Origin of the sequence: Streptomyces sp. NPDC005803 (assembly GCF_040630435.1) — a bacterium.
Lineage (GTDB): Bacteria > Actinomycetota > Actinomycetes > Streptomycetales > Streptomycetaceae > Streptomyces.
Genome location: NZ_JBEXXO010000005.1, coordinates 39,781 through 59,648, shown reverse-complemented (window position 1 = coordinate 59,648; position 19,868 = coordinate 39,781). Strand labels below are relative to the sequence as shown.

At 69.9% G+C, this 19,868-nt stretch carries 10 protein-coding genes; 6 read left to right on the top strand and 4 right to left on the bottom strand.

Annotated elements, in window-relative coordinates; all coding sequences use genetic code 11:
• Positions 1 to 50: 50 nt before the first annotated feature.
• Positions 51 to 1,067, top strand: a complete 1,017-nt coding sequence (locus ABZ454_RS09205; RefSeq protein ID WP_359536804.1) for a LacI family DNA-binding transcriptional regulator — start codon at positions 51 to 53, stop codon at positions 1,065 to 1,067.
• Between the two features lie 316 nt (positions 1,068 to 1,383).
• Here ABZ454_RS09205 and ABZ454_RS09200 read toward each other — a convergent pair whose 3' ends face one another.
• Positions 1,384 to 4,563 (bottom strand): DNRLRE domain-containing protein, encoded by a 3,180-nt coding sequence (locus ABZ454_RS09200; protein WP_359536802.1) that lies wholly within the window; start codon positions 4,561 to 4,563, stop codon positions 1,384 to 1,386.
• 614 nt (positions 4,564 to 5,177) lie between these two features.
• Here ABZ454_RS09200 and ABZ454_RS09195 point away from each other — a divergent pair.
• From ABZ454_RS09195 to ABZ454_RS09185, 3 genes are all read left to right on the top strand, one after another.
• The gene (locus tag ABZ454_RS09195) at positions 5,178 to 13,079 is read left to right on the top strand and encodes a ricin-type beta-trefoil lectin domain protein (protein ID WP_359537122.1); all 7,902 of its coding nucleotides are present in this window, start codon (positions 5,178 to 5,180) and stop codon (positions 13,077 to 13,079) included.
• 129 nt (positions 13,080 to 13,208) lie between these two features.
• On the top strand, positions 13,209 to 13,940 hold the full coding sequence (locus ABZ454_RS09190; protein ID WP_359536800.1) for a hypothetical protein: 732 nt from the start codon (positions 13,209 to 13,211) through the stop codon (positions 13,938 to 13,940).
• A gap of 48 nt (positions 13,941 to 13,988) precedes the next feature.
• Positions 13,989 to 14,255: a hypothetical protein gene (locus tag ABZ454_RS09185; protein WP_359536798.1), complete on the top strand. Its 267-nt coding sequence runs from the start codon at positions 13,989 to 13,991 to the stop codon at positions 14,253 to 14,255.
• 51 nt (positions 14,256 to 14,306) lie between these two features.
• On the opposite strand, the gene ABZ454_RS09180 is transcribed toward ABZ454_RS09185, so the two are convergent.
• Both ABZ454_RS09180 and ABZ454_RS09175 read right to left on the bottom strand, forming a co-directional pair.
• The gene (locus ABZ454_RS09180) at positions 14,307 to 15,224 is read right to left on the bottom strand and encodes an RNA polymerase sigma-70 factor (RefSeq protein ID WP_359536796.1); all 918 of its coding nucleotides are present in this window, start codon (positions 15,222 to 15,224) and stop codon (positions 14,307 to 14,309) included.
• Positions 15,221 to 16,417, bottom strand: a complete 1,197-nt coding sequence (locus ABZ454_RS09175; RefSeq protein ID WP_359536795.1) for an FAD-dependent oxidoreductase — start codon at positions 16,415 to 16,417, stop codon at positions 15,221 to 15,223. The genes ABZ454_RS09180 and ABZ454_RS09175 overlap by 4 nt, the downstream gene beginning before the upstream one ends.
• 159 nt (positions 16,418 to 16,576) lie before the next feature.
• Between ABZ454_RS09175 and ABZ454_RS09170 the strand changes: the two genes are divergently transcribed.
• Together ABZ454_RS09170 and ABZ454_RS09165 are read left to right on the top strand one after the other, a co-directional pair.
• Positions 16,577 to 17,047, top strand: coding sequence for a MarR family transcriptional regulator (locus tag ABZ454_RS09170; protein WP_359536793.1), 471 nt, complete (start codon positions 16,577 to 16,579; stop codon positions 17,045 to 17,047).
• A gap of 165 nt (positions 17,048 to 17,212) precedes the next feature.
• The gene (locus tag ABZ454_RS09165) at positions 17,213 to 18,805 is read left to right on the top strand and encodes an MFS transporter (protein WP_359536791.1); all 1,593 of its coding nucleotides are present in this window, start codon (positions 17,213 to 17,215) and stop codon (positions 18,803 to 18,805) included.
• A gap of 203 nt (positions 18,806 to 19,008) precedes the next feature.
• Here the strand turns inward: ABZ454_RS09165 and ABZ454_RS09160 are convergent, their stop codons facing one another.
• Positions 19,009 to 19,806 (bottom strand): VOC family protein, encoded by a 798-nt coding sequence (locus ABZ454_RS09160; RefSeq protein WP_359536789.1) that lies wholly within the window; start codon positions 19,804 to 19,806, stop codon positions 19,009 to 19,011.
• Positions 19,807 to 19,868: the final 62 nt, after the last annotated feature.

Sequence of the window (19,868 nt, the reverse complement as noted above, 5' to 3'; positions counted from 1 at the left end):
CCCTCCGGGAATTCTGGTGCCCGTGATCGCCACGTGGGAGGATGCCGACCGTGAGCAGCCGTCTGAAGGATGTCGCCGCCCTCGCCGGGGTGTCGACGCGAACCGTTTCCAACGTCGTCAGTGGCACGGGGGCCGTGGCCGAGGAAACGCGTGCGCGGGTCCAGGCCGCCCTGGACGAGCTGGGTTATCGCCCGAACGTCGCCGCCCGTAATCTGCGCGCCGGCCGGACCGGGCTGATCGGCCTGGCCATTCCCGAGCTCCACTCGCCCTACTTCGGCGAGCTCGCCGGACTGATCGTCGAGGCCGCCCAGCAGCGGTCGTGGACCGTCGTCATCGATCAGACCTTCGGGGACCGGGAGGCGGAGCGGCGGCTGCTGGAGGGCACCGGCGGTCGGCTGGTCGACGGTCTCATCATCAGCCCGTGGTCACTCGGCCCCGAGGAACTGACCGGCCGCTCCCGGGAGGTGCCGGTCGTGCTCCTCGGCGAACAGCAGGCTCATGGGCTCGCCGACCGGGTCGCCGTCGACAACGTCCTCGCCGCCGACGAAGCCACCACGCACCTGCTGCGCACCGGGCGCAGGCGCGTCGCCGCGATCGGCGTGCAGCCCCACCTGCGCAACGAGACCGCCCGGCAACGGCTGGCGGGCTACCGGCAGGCGTTGCGCCGCGCCGGCCTGACGCCGGACCCGGCCCTGGAGCGGTCCGTGACGACGCTGCACCGCAAGGACGGCGCGGAGGCGATGACCGCTCTCCTGGAAGCGGACGGCCGGCCTGACGCCGTCTTCGCGTTCAGTGACGAACTCGCCCTGGGGGCCCTGCACATCGCCGTCCAGCGAGGGGTGCGCGTTCCGCAGGACCTGGCCGTGGTGGGATTCGACGGGATCGAGGACGGGCGGTACGCCAATCCGCCCCTGACGACTGTCGTCCCGGACAAGGCGCAGATCGCCGAGCGGGTTCTGCAATGTCTCGCGGACCGCATCTACAGTCCCGCCTCCACGGTGCCGCCCCTCGACATCGTGATCCCGCACCACCTGGAAGAACGCGCCAGCAGCGGTACGGCGGGCTGAGCGAAGGGGGTGGGTGAGGGCTACGAGTACGGGCGCGCCCCGACCTGTCGGCGGAGACCTCCCGCGACGGGAGCCGCCCCGCACCGGCCGCATCGCAGACTCCGCTCCACGCCGGCCGCATCGCAGCACTACGCCCCACGCCGGCCGTATCGCAGCACCACGCCCCCCGCTGGTCGCATCACAGCACTACGCCCCGCCGAGCACGAGCTCGGCGGGGCGTAGTGCTGCGATGCGACCAGCGCGTGCGGTGACCGACAGCGTCCTCGCGGGCGCCGCGGCCCGCTGGTGAGGTGCGGGCCGGGTCAGACCAGGCGGATCACCCGAAGGCCCGCTTGTCTGCCCAGCCGGACCCGATGACGGTCTTCGCCGGTGCGTTGGTGTTGGTGGTGGACGGGTGGTAGACGGCCATGTGGCCGTCCGACGGGAACCGGGCCCAGATGTCCGGGATGCCGTCGCCGCTGATGTCCGGGATGCCGATCGCCGCGTCGACGTTGGCCTCGGTCCAGCTGGTGCCGAACGCGACGTCGCCGTTGAGCGAGTTGGCGGCCAGCATCAAGGAGTTGAGGTCGACGCTGCCGGCGACGGAGCCCGGCTTGCCGTGCCGGACGTACATGTTGCCGTTGTCCAGGTTGCGCCAGAGCAGGTCGGGCGTACCGTCCTTGTTCATGTCGGCGAGGTTGACGATGTCGCGGCGCGCCCAGGCGTCGGAGTTCATCAGGGTCGCCGCCCGGAAGGTGGCGCCGCTGTAGCCGGAGAGCACCCAGAAGGCCATGTCGGTACGCAGGACCAGGTCGGGCAGCTTGTCGCCGTTGATGTCGCCGACGGCCTTGAGCTGGGTCCAGGTGGACGGCGCGGGCGCGTTCGACGGCAGGCGGACCTTCAGCCGCCGGCCGACGTCGAACGAGCCGTACCCGTCGCCCGGGTAGAGCCAGAACCCGCCGTCCGGGTTGACGGCGAAGAGGTCCGTGGTGCCGTCGCCCGGGTAGGCGTCCTGGTAGTGCGCGATCAGCGCGGCCTTGCCGGTCGTCGCGTCGTACCAGTGACCGGCCGGGGCCAGCACCGGCTTGGCGTCGGCGCCCACGGTGTACGACGAGGTCAGCTGGGCGTACAACTCGCCGCCCGGCTGGCCCGGATACGTCCGCAGGATGCCGGCGTTGTCGATGAGGAGCAGGTCAGGGGTGCCGTCGCCACCCGTGTCACCCGGGGCGTCGGCGCTGTCCCTCGGCGGGACGTACGTCGTGTGGTCCGTCCGCGCGCTCGCGTTGCCGAGGCTGTCGTAGGCGTAGACCTGGAGCGTGTTGGGGCCGGCGTTCAGCGGCCGCAGGTCGGGGACGGTGGCGACGCCGTTAGCGTCGGCGGTGACGGTGGCCGGGCTGACACCGCCCCACGCGTAGGTGAATTTCGCGGCCCCCGGCGATTCGAAGGTGATCGGTCCGGTCCGGCCGAAGGTGACCGTCGCCCACGTGGCGCCGTCCGCGGTGGCCTTGAGGAACACGTCACTGGTGACGACGGGCTGGGACGGTCCGCTCGGGTCCACCGTGATGCGGCAGGGCTCCGTGCCCGGCGGGTAGTTGGTGGACACCGCACCCGCCGAGTCCTTGCCCATGGCGTCCCAGGAGAAGGTGGTGTTGGTGGTGATGTCCTTCAGCAGCGGATCGCTGGACGGGATGGTGTACGTGGCGGTGCCGCCGGTGCTGCCGATCGGGACCTCGACACCGGCCGGGACCGTGCCGCCGGTCTTCCAGAACCGGAAGCGGACCTTGCTCATGTTGTTGTCGGGGTCCTTGGCGCTCACCGACAGGGTGATGTTGGTCTTGCCGACCGTCACACCCGCGCCGGGGGCGGGCGTGCAGGCGCCGCCGGGCTTCGAGGAGCCGCTGGTGGGTTCGGACGGGTTGCGGTTGTAGACGGCCTCGATGGTCGCGGAGGTCGCCTTGAACTTGCGCCAGGTCTGGGTGTCCGACTCGCTCGTGGCCCGCATGCCCAGGGTGACGGCCGAATCGCCCCGGTCGGTGGCGTACTGGGCGGCGTCCTTGACGTTGAAGGCCTCGTAGTCGTCCGGGCAGGAGGTCGACCACCCGTGCGCGAAGGACTTGCGCTGGATCTCGTCGGACCAGCTCGGCTGGGCGTTCCACGTCGTGCCGGACGAGATCGGGCCGGTGCGCCAGAGCTGGAACTCGCGGTCCGTGCAGGACCAGGAGTGGTTGTTGAGCACCTTGAAGGTCGCGCTGCTGATCGTCGCGCCCTTGATGCTCTTCGACCAGTCCATCCGCCAGAAGGAGCGGGCGGTGCCGCCGGTGTCGGACTCGTGGCCCACGCGGGCGTCGGAGGTGCCGGAGGAGAAGTTGGTGCCGTTGAAGAAGCTGGTGCTCGGGTACGGCTTGTAGGCCACCGTCCACGCGTCCCAGCCGGGGTTCAGCGGCGGGTCGACGAACAGCGGGTACGTGACGCCCTCGCGTGCCGCCAGACCGGTGGCGGCGAAGCCGAGGCCGAGACGGGCCTCGTGCGTGTTCTCGCCGTCCAGGGCGATCGGCAGCGGCGCGGCCAGCGCGCCGGGCTCGACGCCGCTCAGGCCCGACAGCTTCAGCACGTCGGCCGGGGTGGCGACGGACGTACGGTTCGCGGTGCCCTCGGGCAGCTCGGGGTCACGGCCGCTGGAGTCCCACGCGAACGGCGTCGGGACCGAGCCGACCTCCTTGCCGGCCTTGTCGAGGACCTGGACCCTGCTGGCCTTGCGGTCCTGCCGGAAGACGGCCGTGGCGGAACGCAGGCCGTACGAGACGGTCCTGAGCGCTTCCTGCCGCGCGGCCTCGGCGGTCTTGACGATGAGGACCTGCGCCATGCCGCCCTCCTCCCGGGCGACGAGCAGCAGGTCGACGCCGGGGAGGACCTCGGAGTACAGGGCGCGCGGCCCGTCGAGGACCGGCTCGGGCAGGACGTCCGGCCAGGTGTACGCCACGGTGTGTCCGTCGAGTTCGACCTCGGCGAGCACCGTCTCACCCGGCGTCTCGGTGCGGGCGAACGAGCGGTCGGCGCGCGCCTTGTGGGCCGTGCCGCTCGCGAAGCGGACGGGCACGGCCGGGTTCGCGGGCGCGATGCCGAGGCCCTTGGGCGCCTTGGCCGTGCGCTTCAGGGTGTTGTCGACCGGGGCCCACGCGCCCTGGGCGTTCTTCGCCCGGGTCGCCGCGGCCGTGATCCGGGTCTTGAAGCGCCCGTCGGGCAGCGCCCAGGTCAGCGTCGTGGCGTTGGTCGCGGTGTCGACGAGGACCTGCGCGTGGGTGCGCAGGGCCTGCGCCATCGCGGCGGCCTCGTCGCGCGGGCCGGTGGAGGCGGGCGTGGCGTCGGTGGCGCCGCCCGCGGTGGTCGGGGAGGAGCCGCCGGGCTGCCACCACGGCAGCAGGGCAGCGGTCAGGGCGGCCAGCACGAGGCCGAGGGTCAGGGCCAGCCGTGTGCGCGTGCGCACGAAGGGGCTGAGAAAACGAGGCGGCGCGGTCACGGCGGTCTACTCCGGTGGGAACCATGCGGATTGAGGACAGCACAGACAGCCCCAGTCGGCAGGCCGCGGGGCAGAAGGCGGGCACACGATCACACATGTGAAGCGTTGACGTCCACGCGTGAAGGATTTATGAATCCGTTACGCGCCTGCGACGGCGACGTGAACGGGCGGCGAACCGGCCTGGTTCAGGGCTTTTCTGGGCCCGAATTGAGGGGGACCGCGTGAATGTCCCCGACCTCGTTGATTGACCGTCAGTGGAATGTTCTGCTCCGTTTCGCCCTGTGTCCCAGATCACTTCTATGGCCCACCGGCGTCTTCTGTCGATCTTGAATATGTGGCGGACATGCCAGAGAGTGCGCACGCACGCGTCTGAGGCAGAGGTGTGCCATCTGGTGTTTTCCGCACCTCGACCATCGTTTGAACCGCCAGGGTGGGAGTCGACGCGTATGCGTGCTTCAGGTCCGCTGTCATGGCTGGGGCGGGGACGCCTAGCCATGACGGACTCACAACGACGGCGCCGGCGGCGAAGCCGCGCGGCGATCGTCCTTCTGTTGTCCTCGACACTGACCGTGACCACCCTGGGCAGCCAGGCGCTCGCGGTTCCCGGCCCCGGCATGAGCCGCGAGGAGTCGATCGCCCAGGTCGGCCTCCCGGACCTGCCGGAGGCCACCACCGTCGAGGGCGACGCGGCCGCCGACAAGGCCCTGACCCTGGCCCCCGAGAATCCGGTCGCCCCGTACACCCCCACAGCCACCGCGGCGTGGACCTCCGGCACCGGGCAGGCCACGCTCGACGCGTCCAGCGCGCCCGGCACCACCGAGCCGGTCAGCAACAACCTGCCGGTCGCCATCGGGGTCCCCGAGGGCGGTGACGCCGCCGCCCTCGCCGGCGACTGGACCGTGGGCGTGGCCCCGCAGACGACCTCGCAGGACGCGGGCGTCTCCGGCATCGTCATGAAGCTCACCCCGCCGGCCACGGTCGACCCGGACGCCGAAGTGGCGATCAGCATCGACACCACGGGCTTCGCCGACCTCTACGGACCGCAGGCCGCCGACCGCTTCGGTCTGATGCTGCTGCCCGAATGCGTCTACTCCGCCCCGACCGAGGGCGACTGCGCCGACGGCGGCGGCACGACCACGATGTCCCTCTCCGACGGGGAGAAGGACGTCAAGAACGGCAAGAAGGACTTCCAGCGCCTGCGCAGCACGGTGAAGACCGTGTCCGCCAAGAACGCGCCGACCAGGACCAAGACGGCCAAGAACGCCCCCACCCGCAAGATCCTCAGCGGCAGCATCCCGGTCTCCAGCCTCCTCGACGAGGGCTTCGTCCCCTCCCGGGCGTCCAAGGCCTCCTACCAGGACGGAGTCCAGCCCGCGGTCTCCGCCAACGGCGGCGCCGCCGTCGGCGGCCTCGACACCGGCTCGTCGGCGTCCGGTGACTTCACGGCCTCGCCGTTGCTGTCCTCGGGCTCCTGGTCCTCGGGCTCCTCCTCGGGCGCCTTCACCTACTCGTACGACATCCAGGTCCCGGAGACCGCCGGCGGCCTGATGCCGAAGGTCAACCTGGCGTACTCCTCGCAGTCCGTCGACGGCCGCACGTCCTCGACGAACAACCAGGCCTCCTGGATCGGCGACGGCTGGGACTACAACGCGGGCTCCATCACCCGTACGTACGCCAACTGCCGCCAGGACTCCAAGAAGGCCGGCTCCAACAACGCCACCCACCGGACCGCGGACCTGTGCTGGGGTTCGGAGAACGCCACCCTCTCCCTCGGCGGCATGACCACCGAGCTGGTCTGGGACGCGACCCAGAGCAAGTGGTTCACGGCCAACGGCGACGGCTCCACCGTCCAGGTGATCAAGGGCGAGGCCACCGGCAACGGCGCCAGGGACGGTGAGTACTGGATCGTCACCACCAAGGACGGCACCAAGTACCACTTCGGCAAGAACAAGCTCCCGGGCTGGTCGAACCACGGCGACGCCGCCGACGACCCGACCACCGACTCGGTGCTCACGGTCCCGGTCTACGGCAACCACCCGGGCGAGGACTGCTACAAGGGCTCCACGACCACCGACTGGACGAACTCCTGGTGCACGCAGGGCTGGCGCTGGGGCCTCGACTACATCGAGGATGTCCACGGCAACGCCATGTCGATGTGGTGGAAGAAGGACGTCCCGAACTACTACGCCCGCAACTTCAACTTCAAGGCCCCGGTCGCCTACGACCGTGACGGCTGGCTGGACCACATCGACTACGGCCAGCGCAAGGACACCCTCTTCACCGCGACCGCCCCGGCCCGGGTCGGCTTCAAGGTGGAGGAGCGCTGCTACACCGTCGACGACGTCACCTGCTCCGAGACCAACTTCGCCTCCAAGGACCCGCGCAACTACCGGCCCTGGTTCGACACCCCGGCCGACATGCGCTGCGAGTCCGGCAAGAAGTGCTGGAACGCCGGTCCGTCCTTCTGGTCCCGCAAGCGCCTCGACAAGATCACGACCTCGGCCCAGCGGCGCACCGACACCGCGGCCCGCCAGGTCGTCGACGAGTACCAGCTGCAGCAGAGCTTCGCCAAGCTGCTGACCGGCCCGAACACCGCCCTGTGGCTGGAGTCGATCCAGCGCACCGGCTACGCCCGCAAGGGCTCCACCGACGCGAGCACGCAGCTCAACACGGTGCGGTTCGAGCCCAACGCCGAGGACATGCCGAACCGCGTCAAGGCGGTGCACGCCTCGCGCCCCGGGTTCTCCCGGCTGCGCATCGGCCGCGTCGTCAACGAGTACGGCGGCGAGACCATCGTCACGTACAAGCCGATCGAGGGCGACTGCCTCACCGGCGACCTTCCCCTGCTCGACCAGCAGCCGGGCGAGGACCGTGCCACGGCCATGGCCCGGCTGCAGGCCCAGCTCAAGGGGAACGACCGGCTCTGCTACCCGTCGTTCTGGAACCCCGACCCCGAGGTCGAGGACATCGACTGGTTCCACAAGTACGCCGTGGACACCATCGAGGAACTGCCGAACATCGACGGCAACTTCACCACCAGGACGGAGTACCGGTACAAGAGCCCGGCCTGGAAGCTCGCCGAGTCCGAGTTCACCAAGAAGTCCCAGCGCACCTACTCGCAGTTCGCGGGCTTCGAGCAGACCACGGTCCTGACGGGGCCGGTCATCGAGGGTGCCGCCGACACCGCCGGCCAGCGCTCCAAGTCCGTCACCCGCTTCTTCCGGGGCCTCGGCGACACCGTGTCCGTCAAGGACATCACCGGCGCCGAGATCGCCAAGGACCGGGAGCCGTTCGCGGGGCGGATCGCCGAGGAGCTCACGTACACCGACTCCACCAAGGCCGACTCCGACTGGCTGTCCCGCTCGGTCACCGAGCCCGAGGCCACCGAACTCGCCAGACGCGACCGCGACGACGGCCTGAGCCCGCTGCGGGCCTGGCGGGTCACGGAGCCGGAGGAGATCGCGTACACGAGGTCGTCCGGCACCAATACCGACGACCCGCGCACGCTGCGCACGGTCAGGTCGCACTCGACCTACGAGCCGACGTACGGTCTGCCGATCCAGGTCGAGTCGCTGGGCGACGACGCCAAGACCGGTGACGAGTCCTGCACCAAGCTGGAGTACCTGCACCGGCCCGACAAGAACCTCATCGGCCTGTCCAAGCAGGTGCTGATCTCGCCGACGACCTGTGCGAACGCCGACTGGACCGACCTCGGCTCGCTGAGCGGCGCCACCCGCACGGCCTACGACGGCACGGCCTACGGCACCGCGCTCGGCTCCGCCACCCGTGGCCTGGCCACCGAGGCGTGGACGCTCAACGGGGCCGGCACCGGCTTCCGGACCACCGGCACCAGTGAGTTCGACGCCATCGGGCGTGTGGTCAAGGAGACCTCGCCGGAACAGCTGCAGCAGCTGATCCCGAAGTCCTCCACGATCGCGTACGAATCCATCGGGCCTGCCACGGACCAGGTCTTCAAGGTCACCACGACCAACGTCCTCGGGCAGCGCCAGATACAGGAGCTGGAGCCGGGCCGCTCGGTCACCGTCAAGACGACCGACGCCAACGACCTGGTCAGCGAGGCCGTGTACGACCCGCTCGGCCGGCTCGCCGAGGCCTGGGCCCCGGGCCGTACCCCCGGCAGCGGCATCCCTGACTTCCGTGCGGTCTACACGGTCCCGAAGGAGGAGACCGACCCCACCGACCCGAAGCTCAAGATCCGCAGACCTCCGTACGTCACCACGTACGCGCGTGGTTACGAGGACCGGATCGAGACCTCCGTCACCCTCTACGACGGCCTCGGCCGTGAGCGGCAGACGCAGGAGGAGGCCGACGGCGGCGCCGGCTGGCTGATCACCGACACGCTGTACAACAACTCCGGTGAGGTCTACCAGACCAACAACGCCTACCTGACCGACGAGGCGAAGCCGGGCGAGCTGTTCAGCCCCCTCTCCGACACGACCGTCCCCAACATCACGCGCTACACCTACGACGGTCTCGGCCGCGTGCTGAAGGAGACCCCGTACCTCAAGTGGATCGACCCCACCACCAAGGAGTCCTTCTCCAAGGCGTACGAGGACCGGGCCGTCCGCTACGAGTACGGCGAGGACTGGTCGAAGGTCATCCAGCCGGAGGGTGACTCGTCCTACCGCGTCTGGACCGACGCGACCGGCCGCACCGTGCGCACGGACACCTTCAACCCGGCCGCCCCCGGCGGGTTCACGTCCACGCGCTACCGGTTCGACGCGCACGGCCAGGTCCAGACGGCGACCGCCTCGGCGGACACGACGCACCCCTGGTCGTGGACGTACAACCACAACGGCCAGGTGGAGTCGGCGACCGACCCCGACTCGGGCACGACCAGCACGACCTACGACGCCTTCGGCCGGCTCGAGACGATGACGAACGCCCGCGGCGTCAAGGTCTGGAACGGCTACGACGAGCTGTCGCGTCCGAAGGAGGCGCGCGAGGACAGCTCCGCCGGCAAACTGCTGTCCTCGTTCACGTACGACACGGCCCCGGGCGGCAAGGGCATGCCCGCCACCGCCACCCGCTACACCGATTTCCAGGCGTACACCCAGAAGGTCAACGGCTACACCAAGGAGTACCAGCCGACCTCGACCACCCTGTCCCTGCCGCAGTCCGTCGTCGACACATGGGGTCTGAAGAAGGACTACACGTACGACTACACGTACAACGACCGCGGCATGCTGGACGAGACCACCCTTCCGGCGGTGGGCACGTTCGACGCCGAGAAGCTGGTCGTCCGCTACAACAAGGACGGCAAGCCGCTCTCCATCTCCGGCAAGGACTGGTACGGCTCCGAGACCACCTACGACGCCTACGGCCAGGTGCTCCGCTCCACGCTCGGCGCCCAGCCCTACCGCGTGTGGACGCAGAACACCTTCGACGAGGGCAGCGGCGAGCTCACCGAGCAGTCGGTCTACCGTGAGAAGGGTGACGCCACCGCGGACAAGACCGTCGTCGGCGGCAACCTCGTCTCCGACCGGGGGTACACCTACGACCCGGCCGGGAACGTCACCTCGATCGAGGAGAAGTCCACCGGGATCGCGGAGCGCCAGTGCTTCGTCTACGACCCGCTGGGACAGCTGAAGTCGGCCTGGACCTCCAAGGACCGGACGAGCTGTGTCAACCCGAGGAACCCGGACGGCTCGCTCAACAAGAACACGGACGGCACGCTCCGGGCCGCCTCGGGCGCCGACGGCTCCGGCTACTGGCAGGAGTACGAGTACGACCTGCTCGGCAACCGCACGAAGCTGACCGAGAACGACCTCTCCGGCGACACCGCCAAGAACGCGGTCTCCACGTACACGTACGGCAAGAACGCCGCCAAGGACCAGCCGCACGCGCTGACCAAGGTGTCGAAGACGTACACGACCCCCGCGGGGGCGCAGATCAAGGCCGAGGCCACCCGGCTGTACGAGCTGACCGGCGAGACCAAGTCGGTCACCTCGGTCGAGAACGGTGACAAGCAGGACCTGACCTGGACCTACGACGGCCAGGTCGACCGGATCACCGGTGCGGGCACCGGCGGCAAGACCCCGTACGTGGGGCTCGGGCAGAAGTGCCTGGACCTGAAGTCGGGCACTGCCGCGGCCGGCCAGCCGGTCCAGCTCTACGCCTGCAACGCCTCGGCGGCGCAGAACTTCAAGTTCACGCCCACCCCGGGCACGGCGTCGGCGCCGCAGACGGACCCCGACAAGGGCACGCTCTCGGTGTACGGCACCTGGTGCCTGCGGCCCGCCGCCAACACCGCCGGGTCGGCGCTCCAGATCCAGAAGTGCGACGGCTCGGCCGCGCAGGAGCTGAAGCGCAACGCCACCGGCCAGCTGATCCACTCGGCCTCCGGCCTGTGCCTCGCGGTACAGGGCGCGGCGGACGTGAACGCGACGCCGGTCGTGCTCGCCACCTGTGCCACGGCCCAGGCCGCACAGCAGTGGCTGCCGCAGAACGACACCCGTCACATCTACGGCCCCGACGGCGCCCGCCTGCTCACCATCACGGGCAAGCAGGCGACCCTCCACCTCGGCGATGCCGAGGTGACCGTCCAGCAGGGCGGCGTTCCGGTCAACACCCAGCGCACCTACGGGGTTCCGGGTGGCGCGGTCATGCGCTACGCCTACGGCAGCGGCGCGGAGACCCTGGTCGCCCAGACCACGGACCACCAGGGCAGCGCGTACGCGGAGGTCGTCCTCAACGGGGCCATGTCGGTCCGCATCCGCAAGCAGGACCCCTTCGGCAACGAGCGCGGTACCGCCGGTGCCAACCTCCAGAACCACAAGGGGTTCCTGGGCCAGACCCGCGACGACTCCTCCGGCTTCCAGCCGCTGGGTGTCCGTCTGTACGACCCGGTGGTCGGACGCTTCCTGTCCGTCGACCCGGTGCTCGACCTGAACGACCCGTTGCAGTCCAACGGGTACGCGTACGCGCAGAACAACCCGGTCACCTACTCCGACCCGACCGGTGAGTCGATCGTCCTGAGCGCTTCGGAGAAGGCCGCGGCCCTCGCCGGGGCGGGTCTGTCCGCGGCGCAGGTCGCGCAGGCGCAGTCGATGCAGGGCAAGTCCCTCACCTCCGTCATCCTGGCGGTCGCGTGGGAGACGCTGAAGGACTTCATCGGCATCAACGACGCCATGGCCTGCTTCGGCGGCGACATGTGGTCCTGCGTCAGCATCGCGGTCGACGCCATCCCGTGGTCCAAGCTCGGGAAGATCCCGTCCGTGATCAAGGCGGTCAACCGCACCATCGAGGCCATCAAGGCGTTCAAGGTGGCCAAACGGGCCGCCGAGCTGGTCCTCAAGGCCGCCAAGGCCGCCGAGTCCGCGGCGCTGCGGGCCAAGAAACTGGCCATCGAGAAGGCCAAGAAGGAGGCCGCGCAAAGGGCCAAGAAGAAGGCCGCCGAAGCCGCCAAGAGAAAGGCCGACGAAGCGGCCGCCGCGAAGCGGAAGACGGGTAACCCCGTCCACAAGCAGGCCCAGGCCAAGGCCGCACCCAAGTCCTCCTCCCACCCGAGTGCGGGCAAGAGCGGGGGAAGCAAGAGTTCGGGGGGCGGTGGCGGCGGCAAGTCCGGCGGCTCCTCCCGCAGCAAGGGCGGCACCAGCGGGGGCGGCGGCTCCGGCAAGGCCGGCGAAGGCGGTTCCTGCCCGGCCAACAGCTTCGTGCCCGGCACGAAGGTGCTGATGGCCGACGGTTCCACCAAGCCGATCGAGAAGGTGAAGACCGGCGACAAGATCGTCGCGACCGACCCGAAGTCCGGTGAGACCGTCGTCCAGACGGTCACCGCCGAGATCAAGGGCCAGGGTCTCAAGCACCTGGTGAAGGTCACGATCGACCTCGGGGGCGGGGACGGTCCGAAGACGGCAACGATCACCGCGACCGCCGGCCACCCCTTCTGGGTCGCCGAGCTCGGTGAGTGGATCGACGCCACCGACCTCGAGTCCGGTGAATGGCTCCGGACCAGCGCAGGCACGTACGTCCAGATCACCGCGATCCAGCGGTGGACGGCGCGGGACGCCACGGTCCACAACCTGACCGTCTCCGACCTGCACACGTACTACGTGCTGGCGGGGGCGACGCCGGTACTCGTCCACAACGCCAACTGCCCCACCGCGGACGAGAGAGCACACGCCAGGGCTTCGGAGACCGCGGCGCGTTCTTCGAACCCAGGAGGCTCCACCGGCACGAACGGCGCCACGGGAGGATTCCTCTGGATCGAGGGCCACGGAACGTTCGACCTCGTGTCGAGCAGGCCCTATCCCGGGTACCAGCCGCCGTCCGGAGTCACGGCCGGTTATGAAACACACGTGGAGGCTCAGGCGGCTGCCCTGATGCATCAGTTCCAGGCGACGAATGCCCGGTTGATGATCAGCCACCCCGGCGGAGCCTGCGGAACGTGTGCCGGCTCGCTTCGCTCCATGCTCCCGACGGGTGCATCACTCACGGTGCGATTCCAGCATGGCAGGAGATTCTTCACGGGTGGTACTTTCGTCGGGGATTAATGCGTGCTGACACGTGATTGATCTCCGACCACAAAGGACGCCTCCTGGTGACTCCCGGGCAACCGGGCAGAAACTGCCAGGAGGCGTCCTGCATTTCACCCCCACATCGCCTGTGGCATAATTTGGCCAATGGATGATGAACTGCCTGCCTCGCGTGCATTCCTCAGGAGTGTGGACTGGTCGCGTCTGGAGCACGGTGGTGGGTCGGCGGCGCCTGGAACGCCCATGGTGCTGGCCGGCCTTGCGCATGACAGTGCCCCCGACGCGGCTGCCCGCGCCCTGCGTCACCTCTGGGATGATCTCCTTCATCAAGGGTCGCTCTACTCCGCAACGCCTAAGGCCGCCGTGTATGTTGCCGCGGTCCTCGGGGAGTCTCACGGCGATGAGTCCTCGATGAGCTCTCGTCATGAAATCGAACTGCTGGAGTGGCTGGCCGAGGTGGCCTACGCCGTGAGCGTCTCGAGGGAGCGTCAGCTCAAGGAGTGGTTCGGTCCCGAGGTGATGGAGCGCAATCCGCTGTTCGGCGAAGTGCGAGCGATTCGTCCCCTTGTCTTCACAGGGGTGCATCCTTACATTTCTGATGCGCATACGGATGTGGTTGAGGCCGCGCTACTTGCTGCCACCCACCTCCTCGATGCCCCGGAACTCGCGGCCTATATCGACGTGCTGGCTCCCGATATCAGGGATGTATTGGGCGTCAGCTCGAAGCAGGGATACCGCGATGCGGCGATTTCCGCACTTGCGGCGTGGGGTGAAAATGTTGAATCGCTGACCGCGTCCACCGAATCGACGGAGGAAGGGGCGAGCTGGAATGAATTCTGGAACTCGGGCAGAGGGCCTGTCGATAACCCTCCCTTCTGATCTCGAGATTTCATGACGGACGGGTGCTGCGGAATCTGCGGTCAGCCGATGGATGCCCATGAAGCCCATCGGCAGCACGACAACGACCAGCCTGCCCGAAAAGGAAGGCGTGTCGCGTATGTCGTCGTAGAACTGCGCGGAGCCACTGCCCACTTTCAGGCGACCGACGACCCCGACCGGACGTTCAGGACCGGTGCAGCCGATCTGGCGGGGCAACTCGGCATTGATGTTTCGGAACTTCTCGGCCGCCCCTGCACATGCTGGGTGGAGCCCACCGAATACGGGGTCATCCGAAGCGACTTCACCCTCGCCTGACCTAACGCCCGGCCGAGTTCTCCCGGCCGGGCGTTCCGGCGTGGAAGGTGCTCAGGAGAGTGGGTGCCGGGTGCCGCCGGCCACGGCGTGGAGCTTGTCGGGGTTGGCCACGTTGCGGATGGCCAAGATGCGGCTCTCCGCGTCGAAGTCGAAGGTCAGCGTGGCGATCACGCGTTCCGGCCCGCGGAAGACCACGCCCGGGCCGCCGTTGATCCAGGTGAGCTCCGCCCGCATCTGCCCGGGCTCGACGCCCTGATAGGTCATGGTGCCCAGCGCGGCGAACCAGCGGGCCACGGTGTCCAGGCCGACGACCGGCTTGAGGGCCTGGCGGACCTTGCCGCCGCCGTCGGTCCACAGGGTCACGTCCGGGGAGAGCAGCTCCATGAGGGTGTTGATGTCGCCGCCCGTCGCCGCCGCGAAGAAGCGTTCGGCGACGTGGCGTTGGCGGGTGCGGTCCGCGGTGAAGCGGGGCCGACGGGCCTGGACGTGCTCGCGGGCACGGTGCGCGGCCTGCCGGACCGCCGGCTCCGAGCGCTCCACCGCGTCCGCGATCTCCGCGTAGCTGAAGGCGAAGGCCTCCTTCAGCACGAAGACCGCGCGCTCCAGGGGGCTCAGTGTCTCCAGGACGACCAGCAGGGCCATGGAGACCGTATCCGCCGCGGCGACTTCGTCGGCGGTGTCCGGGCCGGTGAGGATCGGCTCCGGCAGCCAGGGCCCGACGTAGGTCTCGCGCTGGTGGCGGGTGGAACGGAGCCGCTCCATCGAGAGGTTGGAGGCGATCCGGGTCAGATAGGCCTTGGGGTCGGCGACCTGGGAACGGTCGGCCGCCGACCACTTGAGCCACGCGTCCTGGACCACGTCCTCCGCGTCGGCGGCGGAGCCGAGGATGCGGTAGGCGACGGAGAAGAGCAGGGTGCGGTACTGCTGGAAGGCGAGCTGGTCGGGGCCGGCCTGCCGAGGCTGGGTCACTTGGCGCTCCTGATCCGGGTGTAGCGGCCGCCGTGCGGCCAGAGGGCGCCCGAGGCGGGCATCCTCTTCATGCGGGCGAAGGTGGGCCAGGGTGAGGCGGTGACCGTCTCCTTGTACGTCACGGCCCGCTTGCCGGTCAGGACGATCCGGCGCGGGCTGTCGTCGGGGCGGGTGAACTGCACGACGGCGTCCTTGCGGCCCAGGCTGACGGGCGTGTGGTAGTAGCCGAAGCGGAAGGGCTTGGGCTCCTTGCCGGCGAGAACCCGCAGGATCGAGAGAGCCGCGTGCACGCCGGAGGGCATGCCGCTCTGGCAGGTTCCGTGCATCACACCGTAGCCCTGACGGATCGCCGCCGCGTCGCCCACGGCGAAGACGTCCGGGTGGGAGACCGAGCGCAGCGCGCTGTCGGTGACCACCCGGCCGCGCTCGTCGACGCTCAGGCCCGCGGCGGCGGCCAGCGGCGAGACCCGCGTGCCGCTGGTCCACAGCACCGCGGCCGCCGGGATGCTCGTGCCGTCCGCCAGTTCGACGCTGTCCGGCAGTACCTTGACCACCTCGACGCCGCCGCGCACCCGCACGCCGAGCCGGGCGAGCGCCGCGTCCAGGTGGGCCTTGGCCTTCGGGTGCATGGTCGCGCCCGGCTCCGCCCGGCCCAGCAGCACCACCTGGAGGCGGGGGTGCCGTTCGGCGATCTCCGCGGCGGCCTCGACGCCGGTCAGGCCGCTGCCGACGACGACGACGGTCCCCCGGTCGAGCCGGGTCAGCCGGTCGGCGAGGGCGGCGGCGGCCTCCGGGCCGTCGAGGGTGTAGGCGTGGTCGTCCACACCCGGGACGGCGACGGTGTCCGCGATGCTGCCCAGCCCGTAGACCAGGGGGTCGTAGCGCAGGACCCGGTCGTCGTCGACGCGGACGGTCTTCGCCTCGGCGTCCACGGCGGTGACCCAGCCGCGGACGAAGCCGGCCCCGGTCCCGTCCAGCAGCTCCGGGATGTTCATCGCGGCCGTCTCCTGGCCGGTGGCGGTCATGTGCAGCCGGAGCCGCTCGGTGAAGGTCTCGTACGGGTTGACGAGCGTCACGCGCAGGGTGCCGCGCTTGCGGGTGCGGGCCGCGAGCTGGATCGCGGCCGAGACCCCGGCGTATCCGGCGCCCAGGACCAGGACCTCGTGCTGCTGCGCCGCTGCTGTCGTGTTCATCGCTCTGCCGCCTCTTCCGTGTGGGTCGTTCCGCCGTGCGGACGACCAGCAGACGCAAGCCGCGCTTCCGTTCGTGACACGAGTTCCCCATGACCCACGTCACACCCTCAGTCGGTGGGTATGTTGACGTAGCTATCTCTGCATATCTATATTGTCGGCATGCCCGAGCGCCATGCGTCCACCCAGGACATCGACCACGTGGCGGCACGCCTCGTGGCGTGCCTGCCGGAGCTGACCCGGGCTCTCGACCGGCAGGTCGCGCGGGACTACGCGCACCCCAAGCCCTCTGAGGCGCAGCTCGCACTGCTCCGTCACGTCGAGGACAACGACGGGGTCACCGTGCGCGCGGCGGCGCAGGCCCTGCTGATGAAGCCGAACAACGTCAGCGCCCTGGTCACTCAGCTGACCGGGCAAGGGCTGCTGGAGCGCCGGCAGGACCCGACCGACAAGAGGGTCGCGCACCTGCACCTCACCCCGCTCGCCCGGCAGCAGGTCGCCGACGTCGAGCAGTTGCTGAGTGCCCACCTCACCCAGGCGCTGCATGCTCTGACGGACGGCGAGCTGGATGCCATCGGCTCCGCGCTGTCCGCGCTCTCGGCACTCGGCCAGCACGTGCGAGCACGCCACTGATCACGCGTTCCGGTCCGGTCACGGCCCGGAGCACCGCGGCGTGATCCCCGCGCGCGGTCGCCGCCCCGTACCCCTTGTGCGGCCGGTCGCCGGTCCCGTACGTCCGCGGCCGTGTCCCCACCGGTCCGCGCCATCTCCGGAACTCCTCAAGGAACAGGCACAGCCATGCCCTCCGTCACCACCGACTCCTCCGTCCCGCCGACGCAAGCCCCACCCGTGGACCGGCCCCGTGGTCTGCGGGCCAAGCCGTGGCTGACCCTGATCGCGGTCGCCTTCGGCCTCTTCATGGTCGGTCTGGACGGTTCGGTCGTCTCGATCGCCAATCCCGAGATCGGCCGGGACCTGGGGGCCTCCACGTCCGGGCTGCAGTGGGTCACCAACTCCTACCTGCTCGCCCTCGCCGCCGCGCTGATCCTCGGCGGCAAGTTCGGCGACCGCTTCGGCCGCCGGACCGTCTACCTGATCGGTGTCGCCGGCTTCACCGTGGCGTCCGTCGCCATCGGGCTCTCCGGGCCCATCGAGGGCGTCATCACCTTCCGTGCGGTGCAGGGCTTCTTCGGCGCCCTGCTGATGCCGAACACCCTCGGCATGCTGCGTGCCGTCTTTCCGCCCAAGAAGTTCGGCATGGCGGTCGGCATATGGGCCATGGTGTCGTCGGTCTCCACCGCCCTCGGCCCCATCGTCGGCGGCCTGCTCGTCCAGCACGTCAACTGGGAGTCCGTCTTCTACATCAACGCCCCCATCGGCGTCATCGCGCTGGTCTTCAGCATGATCGTGCTGCCGCAGACCAAGAACGACGCCGCCGCTGACGAGAAGTTCGACATCCTCGGTGTCGTCCTGCTGGCGGTGGCGCTGCTCGCCCTCGTGTTCGGTGTCGTCAAGGGCGAGACGTGGGGCTGGACCTCGGGCGGCACCCTCGGCGCCATGGGAGCCGGTGTGGCGCTCCTGCTCGCCTTCGGACTCCACGAGAAGCGGGTCGCGTCCCCGCTGTTGCCCATGCGGCTGTTCCGTAACCGGGCACTGACCATCGGCACGGTCGTCACGGCGCTGAACTTCTTCGTGCTGCTCGGCGTGATCTTCTTCGTCATGCTGTACCTGCAGAGCGTGCGCGGGTTCACGCCGGTGGAAGCCGGGGTACGCACGCTGCCGCTGAGCCTCGCGTCGGTCGTGGCCTCCCCGCTCGGGGCCGCGCTCACGGGCAGGTTCGGGCCCCGGTTCACCATGCCGCTCGGCATGGCCCTGCAGGCGGGCGCCTGCTTCGCGATGCTCGGCTGGAGCGCGGACTCCTCCTACGGCGCGATGTGGCCGCCGTTCATCGCGCTCGGTCTGGGCGTGGGCATGGTGATGGCGTCCTCCTCCGACGCCATCGTCGGCAACGCGCCGGTCAGGGACGGCGGTGTGGCGGGCGGCCTGCAGGCGACCGCACTGCAGATGGGCGGCGCGCTCGGGACCTCCGTGCTGGTGTCGCTCATCAGCAGCCGGGTCGGCTCCACCCTGACCGGTGAACTGACCGCCGCGGGCGTACCCGCGGGCACGGCCGCCGGCCTGGAGCAGGCGAAGGACGCGGTGGCCATGGGCGTGGCCCCGGTCTCCGGCGACATGCCCGCCCCGCTCAGGAGCGCCGTCATCGAGGGCAGCCACCAGGCGTTCATGAACGGCGTGCACACCTCCGTGCTCGTCGCCGGTTCCCTGTGCGTCATCGGCGCGCTGGTGGCCGCCGTCGGCGTACGACGCGCCCCCGGGCACCCCGCCGCCTGAGGGATGGCACCGGCAGGGCCGCCGGTCAGCGGTGTGCGCCCCGTGGCTCGAAGACGCCACGGGGCCCACACCGTGCCGGTGCCCCGGCCCGGAGATGCCGCGCCGCCGGGCCGGCCCCCTGCTCCCCGCACGCGGCGACGCGGCCGGCCCAGGCGGGGGAGCTCAGGGGGAGGGTGCGTCGTCCGCGGCGCGCCTCGCGGTGGTCAGGAGACGTCCGTGAGCTGGGGCTTCTCGCCCTCGGTCGTCGTGCCGTCGATCAGCGAGAACGCGGCGCCCTGCGGGTCGGTCAGGGCGGCGAACCGGCCGAACGGCATGGTCATCGGGCCGAACCGGAGCTGCGCCCCGAGCGCCTTCGCCTTCTCCACCGCCGCGTCGCAGTCCGCGACGGTGAAGTACACGTTCAGATACGGCGGCACCTCGGGCGGGAAGTCCTCCGTCATCTTCATGCGCCCCATGACCGGGTCCGCGCCCAGGTCGTACAGCCGGAAGTCGACCGCGTCGTCGTCCATGCGCTTCACCCCGTACCCGAAGACCGCCGGGAAGAAGGCGTCCGCCTTCTCCGGCTCCCGGGTGAAGATCTCGGCCCAGCTGAAGGCACCGGGCACACCCCGCGCCTCGAAGCCCTCGTGGGTACCCGCCTGCCACACCCCGAACGCCGCGCCGCCCGGGTCGCTCGCCAGCACCATCGTCCCGAACTCACCGACCCGCATCGGCTCCACCAGGACCGTGCCGCCGTTCTCGCGCACCTTCGCGGCGGTGGCCGCCGCGTCCGGCGACGCCAGGTACAGGCACCAGGCGGCCGGTACGTCCTGGCCGGGTACGGGCGGCATCAGGGCGGCGACGGCCTTGCCGTCCACATAGGCCTGCGTGTAGTTGCCGAACTCGGGAAGTGAGTCGCCGTACGTCCAGCCCAGCACCTCACCGTAGAAGCGCTTCGCCCCGTCGAGGTCGCTGAACGTCGCGTCGGCCCAGCACGGAGTGCCCTCTGCTTCTGCGGCCATGACCTGTCCTCTCCTCGCGTGATGGTTGCCCCCATTCGTCCCCTTTGCCACGCTAGCCACCC